Origin of the sequence: Paenisporosarcina sp. OV554 (assembly GCF_003058165.1) — a bacterium.
Classification (GTDB): Bacteria; Bacillota; Bacilli; order Bacillales_A; family Planococcaceae; genus Paenisporosarcina.
In genome coordinates this window covers 78464-88570 of sequence record NZ_QBUC01000016.1, presented here as the reverse complement: position 1 = coordinate 88570, position 10107 = coordinate 78464, and the positions used below count along the sequence as shown (strand labels likewise).

8 protein-coding genes are annotated in these 10107 nt (G+C 36.8%); 5 read left to right on the top strand and 3 right to left on the bottom strand.

The window, feature by feature from the left end; genetic code table 11:
- The first annotated feature begins 756 nt into the window (after nt 1–756).
- The 3 genes from C8K15_RS13805 to C8K15_RS13795 all read left to right on the top strand — a co-directional run bounded on the left by C8K15_RS13805 (nt 757) and on the right by C8K15_RS13795 (nt 4019).
- Nucleotides 757–1332: a sigma-70 family RNA polymerase sigma factor gene (locus C8K15_RS13805; RefSeq protein WP_108586977.1), complete on the top strand. Its 576-nt coding sequence runs from the start codon at nt 757–759 to the stop codon at nt 1330–1332.
- Complete coding sequence (locus C8K15_RS13800; protein ID WP_108586976.1) at nt 1329–2423, top strand: DUF4179 domain-containing protein; 1095 nt, start codon at nt 1329–1331, stop codon at nt 2421–2423. The genes C8K15_RS13805 and C8K15_RS13800 overlap by 4 nt, the downstream gene beginning before the upstream one ends.
- Before the next feature lie 180 nt (nt 2424–2603).
- Nucleotides 2604–4019, top strand: a complete 1416-nt coding sequence (locus C8K15_RS13795; RefSeq protein WP_108586975.1) for a S8 family peptidase — start codon at nt 2604–2606, stop codon at nt 4017–4019.
- A gap of 811 nt (nt 4020–4830) precedes the next feature.
- On the opposite strand, the gene C8K15_RS21195 is transcribed toward C8K15_RS13795, so the two are convergent.
- From C8K15_RS21195 to C8K15_RS13780, 3 genes are all read right to left on the bottom strand, one after another.
- On the bottom strand, nt 4831–4965 hold the full coding sequence (locus C8K15_RS21195) for a hypothetical protein (RefSeq protein ID WP_255421118.1): 135 nt from the start codon (nt 4963–4965) through the stop codon (nt 4831–4833).
- Between the two features lie 153 nt (nt 4966–5118).
- A complete protein-coding gene (locus C8K15_RS13785) occupies nt 5119–5613 on the bottom strand; it encodes a general stress protein (RefSeq protein WP_199224117.1) in 495 nt (164 codons plus the stop codon).
- A gap of 313 nt (nt 5614–5926) precedes the next feature.
- Nucleotides 5927–7192, bottom strand: a complete 1266-nt coding sequence (locus C8K15_RS13780) for a M48 family metallopeptidase (protein ID WP_108586973.1) — start codon at nt 7190–7192, stop codon at nt 5927–5929.
- Nucleotides 7193–7510: 318 nt separating this feature from the next.
- Here C8K15_RS13780 and C8K15_RS21420 point away from each other — a divergent pair, with 318 nt between their 5' ends.
- Together C8K15_RS21420 and C8K15_RS13770 are read left to right on the top strand one after the other, a co-directional pair.
- A complete protein-coding gene (locus tag C8K15_RS21420; RefSeq protein ID WP_199224116.1) occupies nt 7511–7705 on the top strand; it encodes a hypothetical protein in 195 nt (64 codons plus the stop codon).
- A gap of 1194 nt (nt 7706–8899) precedes the next feature.
- Entirely contained in the window at nt 8900–9772 is an 873-nt protein-coding gene (locus C8K15_RS13770) for an endonuclease/exonuclease/phosphatase family protein (RefSeq protein WP_233260496.1), read from the top strand.
- Nucleotides 9773–10107 lie beyond the last annotated feature (335 nt).

The window sequence follows — 10107 nt, the reverse complement described above, 5'->3', positions numbered from 1 at the left end:
TGTATTAGGCACGCCGCCAGCGTTCGTCCTGAGCCAGGATCAAACTCTCCATAATGGTGAGTCGATTAGCTCGACTTTGTTGCTGGCGTCAAAAATTTGACGTTTATAATGAACGGTTAAGTTCAAGTTTGTTTTCGATACCGACAGGTGTCGGCGGAAGAAAACGTTTTAGCTTTCAGCACCGAAGTGCATTCCGCTTTATTAGTTGACGTTTTGCTGTTCAGTTTTCAAGGTTCATGTGTTGGTCACTGTTTAAACAGCAACTCTTATATCTTAGCAAATTCTTGATGTCATGTCAACAAAAAGTTTTGCTTTTTCATTTACTTCGTTGCGCTCAAATCAGCAACTTAATAAATATATCAGCCTGACTTATAAAAGTCAACACAATACTAAAAGTTTTCTAAGCTTAATTCAGAAACTCAATCTCCTAGCTGAATATTATTCAAAAGCATATACTCTGAACTCCTTTACATGGCAGTCTTTTTTAATGAACATAGTTGAATACTTTCTAATTGTGGTGTGTCAACCTAGGGTGCATGTCCTATACAATTAAGTAAACATATAGATGATTAAATGAATGACCTGCCTTGGGCAGGTTTTTGTTACAAGTGAAGAAACAAAAGGGTTTGTAATTGCTTGTTATTTCGGCTTAATAAGTTATTTGGAAATTTATTTTAATAAATGCGAGAAAAAAAGTGTGTTTGTTTCGTTGTATATAGTGTGAGGGCTTTTACAAAAAGTAAGGAGATATATCTTATGAGATCTACCGACAATAATTTTATAAAACGGCTTAAACGTCAAAAAGAAGATGCTTTAGAATATGCGGTTGATAAATATTTACCATTAGTTAAGGGCATTACCTACAAAGTATTGTCACCATTAGAAAACCCTGGTCTAGTTGAAGAATGTATAAATGATGTTTTTTTAACTATTTGGCATCACACAAATCAGTTTGAAGGGGACACCGATGATTTCCGCAAATGGCTATGTGCGGTCACAAAATTTAAAGCTATTGATACCTACCGCATAGCAAACAGACGTGTTGAGGTTGAAATCGTTGGTAGGGATGATTTAGAGGTAGGCAGTAGTCCTTCAATCGAAAATGAAGTTCTCGTTACTGAAAATAAAAATGAATTATTAAAGTTAATGTGTGGGTTTGAAGTGATTGACCGAGATATTTTTATGATGAAATTCTTCTTGGACATGACAAGTGAAGAAATTGCAACAAAAATAGGTTTGACAAAAGCCGCAGTCGATAATCGCGTGTATCGTGGAAAGAAAAGACTACAACAACAGCGTACTAACAGTAACTTAGGGGGGACTTTTGCGTGAAGGATATCTATGAACACTTAAATAATCTCATGTTGGATGATGAAGATTTTGAAGAGATGGAAGTAAATGAAGTTGAAATGGCACGAGTAAAGGCAAAATTAAAGCAATCCATTCAAAAGAAGAAGTTACAGCACATGAGGAGTAAACAGTCAGCCCGAAAAAAAATGGGTTATGGCATTGGGGCAGCGGTTTTTGCATTTGGATTGTTAGTCGCTTCTGCCACCGTGTCTCCAGCTATGGCAACAGTTGTATCATCTATTCCAATGATTGGTTCGATTTTCAGTGAGTCTGGAGATTCCGGTTTAGAGCAGGTAAACGAGCAAGGTTTATCAAACAAAATAGGTACTACGAAAAATGTTGGAGGAACTTCTATCACACTTGAGGAAGTTTTCTATGACGAGACACGTTTTACGATAGGATTTTCAATGAAATCAGAGAATCCAATTGGAGACTATTTATCATCTGGACCTAACATAACAATAAACGGAAAAGGATTTTCAAATGCTAGTGGCTATAAGGAAACCGAAATATCACCTACCCATCGAACTGGCATCATTAACATAGATTCAATTGATGAATTGCCTGAAGCTTTTACGCTGGGGGTGAATTTTACAGGTGAGGACGGTAAACAATGGAACCTCTCAACTCCTGTTAACACGAAATCGAAAGTTCAGTATGTTGCAATTGATCATACTGTGGAAGTTGAAAACATAGATCTTACTGTTTCTGATTTAAAAGTCAGTCCAGCTGGATTGCAATTTAGCTTTAATGCCAATTCAGAAGAAATAAATTCATTATCTAAGGGTTACCTAGATTTCAAAGTAATCGATGATAAAGGAAAAGAGCTCATATCTCATTCAGGGGTTAGCGAAAGCCAAATTATCGATGGTAAGGACCATTTGAATGGAACTCGACGATTTGATCCAATCTCCAACGATGTCAAAAATATTACAGTTATCCCATATATTATATATCAATTACGAGAAAGCAGCGCAAAAATTGACGCTATAGGCAATGAAACTATAACAGTAATCAAACCTTATGAAGGAACTGATATCGAATTTGAAAGCTTTACAGTAACTCTTCCATAGATAACTGTTTTAACTGTTTAATTTTTCCTCTTTAATGTCGAATGTTTTTATATTTTATCGCTATAAAGTGACAAATTTTTCGTAGAGCAATATGGTAGATTTAATTTGCAAGTGGTTTTAATCTGGTAGATTTGTTCTTAAATCTATCCAAGACTATATATAATAAAGGAGATAAGAAAAATGAAGAAGAAGTTAGCGGTTCTTTCTATGTGCTCTGCTCTGTCATTCTCTCTTTTTGCAGGAATAAATGGACAGCCTGTCAAAGCAGAGGAAACTAGCTCCTATTATTTACTAGCTTACAAGGGTGGCAGCATTCCATCCGATTTTGAAACAAAGGTAAAACTCGCAGGCGGAACGATTGAAAGAATCGTTGAGGAGATAGGCATAGTTGAAGCCAAGTCGTCAGACCCTGATTTTTTGTCAGATATGAAAAAGGACAAGAATGTGTCTGCTGCAGATAAAGAACTCTCGGTCTATCTTGAAGAAGAGACCAATCCGGCAGACGGACAACCAATAACTTCAATTCCCCAAGATGCTCCAAACTACCATGACTATCAATGGGATGTAAAAAGAATTACTAATGACTTTAAATCTCACGAAATAAACCCAGGAAATCATGAAACTGTCGTAGGGGTTATTGATACTGGCCTCGATTTTAATCATCCTGATTTAAAGGCAAATGCCGATCTTGCAGGAAGTAAAACCTTCGTTCCAGGAACAACGAATGCATGGGATCAGAACGGGCATGGAACTCACGTTGCAGGATCTATTGCTGCTAACGGAAAAGTCCTTGGTGTCGGTCCAGAATTAAAAGTACGTTCCTACCGCGTATTCGGTGCAACTGGTGGTGCTCAGCAATCTTGGATTACGGACGCAATCGTAGCTGCCGCAAATGATGGAGTCGAAGTTATCAATATGAGTATTGGCGGATGGCGCTGGATGGCACATAATTTAGGAGAAAAAGGCGACTCTGCTTCTATGGTAGCTTATCACCGTGCTGTTCAGTATGCGACTAAAAAAGGAGTAACCGTTGTTGTTTCTGCGGGTAACGATTCTCGCAACTTAAACAGCCTACATGATATGCAGTCATATTGGTTGGAAAATTACGGGCTAGAAATTAAAGGACCATCACGCGTTGCTCCTGCTCAAATTCCAGGAGTGGTTACTGTTTCTTCATCTAATAAATGGTCTACAGATTCCATCGCGTTCTATTCAAACTATGGAAGCGTTGTAGATGTGGCAGGACCTGGTGGAGATAATGGTCCAGTTTATGATGGGTTTTATCGTCAAGACCCTAAAGGCAACTACTTAAACAAACGAGATTTTCTATACCGTACATTGTCAACTTGGCCGACATATTTACCTAACAATTCCTTAACTCCTAATCTAAACGGTTATGCGTTATTACATGGAACCTCTATGGCAGCTCCTAAAGTAGCCGGTATCGCTGCTGTCATCAAAGCGGAACATCCAGAGTATTCGCCAGCACAGGTTCAAGCTGCTCTACGAAATACTGCTGAGGACTTTGGGAAGTCTGGACAAGATCCTCTTTACGGATCTGGAGAAGCCAACATCTATAATGCATTAACACGATAAAAACAAAAGACCTGCATGATGCAGGTCTTTTGTTTTTCCTTTTAAGGGATAATGATTATCTTCTATAGGAAGGAAGAGATTTTTTCATCTCCTTCTTCTATGTATTACATATACCCTCTTTCTTTTAAGCTTGAATAATCATCCTCTGCATTAACTATCAAATGCAACTATAGCGAAGTCATTAACTTCATTACTCCATAAGAACTGGCTGCCTTGTAAAGGCAGCCAGTTCTTCAACTAAGGTACCAATTAGTTGAAGAAGCTAATAGGAATAATTTCATTCATCTTCTCCCTTAATTTCATCCGAAACATTCCATATTAGTTAACCCTATAATTAAGTTGGGTTTAGTTCGTTCAGAATTGACGACTTTTATTTTTTTCAATTATTATGCTCGTGATCTGGGTTTTCTTAAAATCAAAACGATTATTATTACTAATAGGCTAACTACAATCGTCTCATATGCATTCTCTCTAATACTAGATCCTACCACCATTAACTCAGGATTAAATAATAGTAAAATGATACCTATGACAATCGCTTCTGCAAATTTGTTTATAAACGTTTTCATAAGAGTTATTTCCTCCCTTCTTCTTTTCTCTTTCATATAGCAACTCAAGAAATAACCCTATTACATATTTTATTTTATATACTGTATCTACTATTTGATAAGTTTAAGGACAAATCTATTAATAAAACTATTAATTCAATAATGAAGAAAATGGTCATTTGCTTATATTATTAGCAACTAATTTGACTTTTATAACATACTTTCAAAAAAATTTGAATGTAACGAAATACAGTTAAATACATTCATGCCCTTTTCTTCATCCAAGAAATTGTTTCTTGTATTCCTTTTATATTTGGGGGTAAATAGTTAATTTCTTTTTCATACTTTTCTCCACTTAATTGAACTGGATTTTCTGTTAAATACATCATTTCAACCACGTTTCCTTCTCTTGAAGAATGAGAAAAGTGAAATAGTATAAGGCAATCAGGTATCTATACTATGAACTAAGAATGTTTCTACTTTCCTTAGCGCATAAAAACAAGGCCAATCCTCAGAAAGGATTGACCTTGTTTTTTGTGAATTTATTGTACTTAATGTCTAGTAGTACCTGAAGTTGTGTGTAATTCATTGTTAACGAATGAATCCGTTTTTCTGGCATTCGGATCTAACAATACGAGCAGCTTTCCATCTTTAACATCCCGTTCGTATTGATCTGCCTCATCTTCCGGAATGCCCATCCCAATTAATGCTCCAGCTAGTCCGCCTGTACCTGCACCGACTGCAGCTCCGGTTAACATAGCTGCAATAGGACCTGCTGCCAGAAGTGGACCAATTCCCGGAATTGCAAGCGCTCCTACACCTGCTAATAATCCCGTTGCTCCCCCAAGAAGCCCTCCAGTTGCAGCACCAGCTGCAAGGCCTTCCTCAGTTTTGGTGCCTGTTTCGGTGTTGACTGCTTCTACTTCATCCCGGTCTTTTGCAACAACTGATATATAATCTCGGTCATAACCTTGTGCCTTTAATTCCTCAACCGCCCGAACCGCATCATCATGATTTTCATAAACTCCAATTACACGTTTATCCATACTAATCATCTCCTATTCGAATAATTATGAATATTAAATATCTATACCCGAAATAGTAGACGAATAACATGGGATGGCAAATATCTATTTTTTTCTACCCTATAGGTGTTAATGAAGGATTGTTAATTGAAAACTTCTTGGTGTATCCAGTATATGTTCTCCTTAACCGTGAAGTATAAATACAAACACCATTTAATCACCCTTAATTAAGTCCTATTCCCTTGTTATCTCCTCAATTCAAAAATCTTGTTCTTCAACTCACGGCCCCGTTAGTTGAAGAACGATTAAATTTACAATAATACTATTTTGCCCCTCACTCTTTTGATTCATTTTCATTTGCAACTTTATTTATTCTTTCTAGCATTGTCGGATGTGAATATCGAAACCATTTTACAAGTAGTGGAGGATTCACTTCATTTAATCCTACCTTCGTAAGTTCTTGAAAAGTTTTGACAGCTGCCTCCGGATCGTCCATTAGGTTTATTGCATACTGATCAGCTCTTGTTTCCTGATATCTAGAAATATAATTTGAAATTGGACTTGAAACGAATAATAGAAAAGATGTAATAAGTAAAAATAATGGTAATGAATGAATAGCGTTTACTCGTTTAATTTTTAATACACGTCCAAAGCGATGGATAACCCAAGGCATTATTTTAGCGGTTAACCAGAGCCCGACAAGCATCGTTAGGATATAACGAGCGATTCCGAAGTAAATATGTTTCTCCACATAATGCCCCATCTCATGAGCCATGATGAAGAGAATTTCATTTTCTGATAAGCGGTTTAAAGTCGTATCCCATAATACTATTCTTGAATTATTCCCAATCCCCGTAACATAGGCATTTAGAGCGTTTGTCTTTTCCGCCATGTTAACTTCATACACATGTTCTGTTGGAATTTTTGCTTGCTCAGCCAACGTGAGAATTTGCGTCTCTAATTCTTTATTTGTTAGCGGATAAAAATCATTATATAAGGGGTCGATTATTACTGGTTGAATAAACATGAGGAAAATCGAGAAAGGAATCATTAGTAACCAGGCATTTAACCACCATCTCTTTGTGCTTCTATTTATAAGCCAATAAAGAACCGTTACAATCACTACAGTCGTTCCTAAGTTAACCCAAAAATCAATGACATTATCACGCATCCAAGAATTGAAACTCTGGGTACTAATCCCATATTTTTTACTTAAGGAATATCTGTAATAGTCTAAAGGAAATAAAACAATAAACGTAAGAACAGACAGTAAAAATACATATACTGCATTTTGCAAAATTGCCCATTTTTTTTGCAAAGGAATCCATCTTTCAAACGCTAGAGAAAGTCCAGTAATCAGTATTAATAAATAGACAAGCCATTCAAATGGTATTGATACAAAAAAGAGGAAATTTTTTATTCTTGAATACTCCCCACTAAGGTACAATTCTCGCTCCGACATAAAAACATGCGGATCTGCAACAGTTCCTTTCAAACTTGCAGGTATACCCCCACTGCCACTATGGAAGATATAAACATACATCAGGAAAGCATATACCCCAAATAAGAAAAGAGCACTAATTCCCCATTTTTTCGCCAAATCCACTCCACCTCCACTCACTCTTTCTTACATACATTTAGTGTAATCAAAAACGGAAAAGATAGAACTATATTCTAACAAATATGCTTTATTTCCAACTATTCTATTAAGAAAATCCCACTTCGGACGGGCTTTGAGATATCATCACAGATTATTTATTAAAATGAAAGGCATGCTGTATTAACTCCAATATCTAATCCAAACCTAACGAACAATTGGCATGCACATCCGAGTGGACAGATTCTTTTGGTTACTGGCGGAAGAGGCTGGTATTAGGAAAAAGGAAAACCTGCTCAAGAATTACATCCAGGAGATGTAGTGGAAATACTTCCAAATGTAAACACTGGAATGGCTGATAGTTGGTTTGTTCATCTTGCCATTGATCCAGATACAACAGTGGGTCCTCCTGAATGGTTCGAAAAATGCGTTAATCCTTCTTGGATTAACGCATTTTTTACGTTTTTAGTTGACATAACCCCCGAATTAGGAAGTGTCGTCTTTATTAATCAATAAGAAAAAGCTCCCATCATTACGGCAGCCGAATGTTCTGATATGAAATGACAAATTTATTGTAGGGTTGAACCAAACTGTACAATCATTATGGTTGCAAAGAAAATCACGGGACTTAACACTATAACGGTAATTCTAGCCAAAATTCTCTTTGTTCTGTCCTGTTTAACAACTGTCAAGAAATCAGTTCATACTGGTCCAATATAAATTTTTTAAGAGCAAAGGGTTTTCCAAGAACTATTTTTTAATTAGCCAACATATAGAGTGCTATCACAGAAGTGGTGACACCTAATTTTTTTATCAGATTGGCGTTTGTAAGAAATACAAGTCGAATAATATCCAAGTTTTTCACCTCAACTAACCTACCCCGTAAGTCAAAAATTCGTTTAGTTAATTCCAAGGTGTGTGTGATGAATTTAATTGAGAAACCCTCTTTGCTTCGGCGCTTTGAGTGGACTTACTTAAGAAGTCTATAAATCGGATCAAAGAAATTTTTTTCCAAGATCTTCGTTGATTTTCCACGTTAATGACTCTCCTTTAAACCGCATTTTTTATTTTTCCTTTATCTAGCTTTTAGAGGTATTCGTTGTCGTTTATGAAATGGCAATGGTTCAAGCGACTCCACTGATGGCTAAAAACGAAAGAATTGCGATAGGTAGGGTTACTTTTTCAAACGTGTTTGACTCATGTAGGACCTCCTTGGATTTGAGCTTGCACCTTTAGTGTAGTAGATGAATATGAAGAGGATGTGAATGACGTGTTAAGACATTATTTAGAAAATGAGGTTTTTATGCGAAGTTATAAGAAATTAACAAATCAAAAATCTTACTACTAACTAACTCTTCCTCGTTAGCATATCGCCATCTTTTAATTAAAATCGATCTAAAATATCTTTGGGAAATACGATTCGTCGTAATTCACAGCTTTTGCCAAACCTATAGAAGCACCAAGTCGACTAAGTAAGGATAGGTACGACAATCCGGTATTGTCATAACTAATGAGATATTTTAAAGAACACATAGAGAAAGACGATTCAACCCCAAACGAAGCAGAACCATTGTCATAGTCCTAATATCCATAATTTACGGAATAGTAATATAATTACACATTCTCTTAATATAGTTTCAATAAAAACCATAAATTCCTCTTGTATGATTAAAGTCGAAATACAAAAATCGATTAGGAGGATTCATTATGATGACAAAATATCAAAGACGAAAAGCGGTATCGTTCATGTTGGCTGTTACTTGTGCCATTGTTGCTCTTTCTGGTTTCGGACAAAACTCCTTTGCCGATGAAACCGAGTTCCCACGCGGAGAATCGGTTGACGTTAAGGTAATGTCTTATAACATTCATCACGGTGAAGGGACAGATAGGGTTTTGGATTTGGAACGGATTGCTCAGGTTATTGAAAACTCGGAGGCAGATATCATTGGCTTGCAGGAAGTGGACAATCATTGGTCTAGTCGCAGCAACTTCGAAGACCAGGCAAATACACTGGCAAAACGACTGGGCATGTTTTATGTGTATGCACCAAACCTTGATAATGCACCATTAATCGAAGGGGAACCGCGCAGACAGTATGGGACAGCGATTTTAAGCAAATATCCAATCTTAGATTCTGAAAACCACAAACTTACGAAAATTGGAAACACGGAGCAGAGAGGCCTGCTAGAGGCGACGATCAATGTTAAAGGAAATCAAGTTCACTTTTATAATACTCACCTAGCGCTGACTTCCGCAGAACGCGAAATCCAGATTCGGGAAGTCAATGAACTTGCTGGGCAAGTTAAAGGACCTAAAATTATCATGGGTGATCTAAACGCAAAACCGGAAAGCCCGGAAATGCAGCTGATGATTTCCAATTATAGTGATGCTTTTGCTGATAAACCTGCAGCTTACACTTATTCTTCAATAAACCCTACTGTGAGAATCGACTATATTTTCACAACCGATAATATCGAAACAGTCAATGCCGAGGTAATTCGAACTTTAGCTTCTGATCATCTCCCGGTGACCGCTGTTATCAAACTTGAACGAAACGAGCCATTTAATAATGGACAAAAGTAGATGGGTGACAGTTTACTATTTCCGGTAAGAATTTTGGATTTTTGAGCATAGGAAACACTCTATGCACTTAAGAGCTAAACATTCACAATAAGCCAGACAGGAATACTATGAATGAATTCTCTCTTCTCGGATCTGAATTGGAAAACTAGCTTGCATTAAAGACTCCGGCACCTAAGCCGATTTTCCCTGATCCCAGAAGAGAGATACATTATTTTTTTTGGTTATGCAGCTAAAGCGTTGTCATAGGTATTGGGATGACGCAGCTTTTTCTTTAAATGAAGTTGCTGACTCATAAGAGACGGAGAGTAAGCAAAGGAAAATTTACTAGATTAAAG

Coding starts and splice junctions, on each gene's coding strand:
- C8K15_RS13795 (WP_108586975.1), top strand. CDS start 2,604: ATGAAGAAGAAGTTAGCGGTTCTTTCTATGTGCTCTGCTCTGTCATTC.
- C8K15_RS13785 (WP_199224117.1), bottom strand. CDS start 5,613: ATGGATAAACGTGTAATTGGAGTTTATGAAAATCATGATGATGCGGTT.
- C8K15_RS13805 (WP_108586977.1), top strand. CDS start 757: ATGAGATCTACCGACAATAATTTTATAAAACGGCTTAAACGTCAAAAA.
- C8K15_RS13770 (WP_233260496.1), top strand. CDS start 8,900: ATGACAAAATATCAAAGACGAAAAGCGGTATCGTTCATGTTGGCTGTT.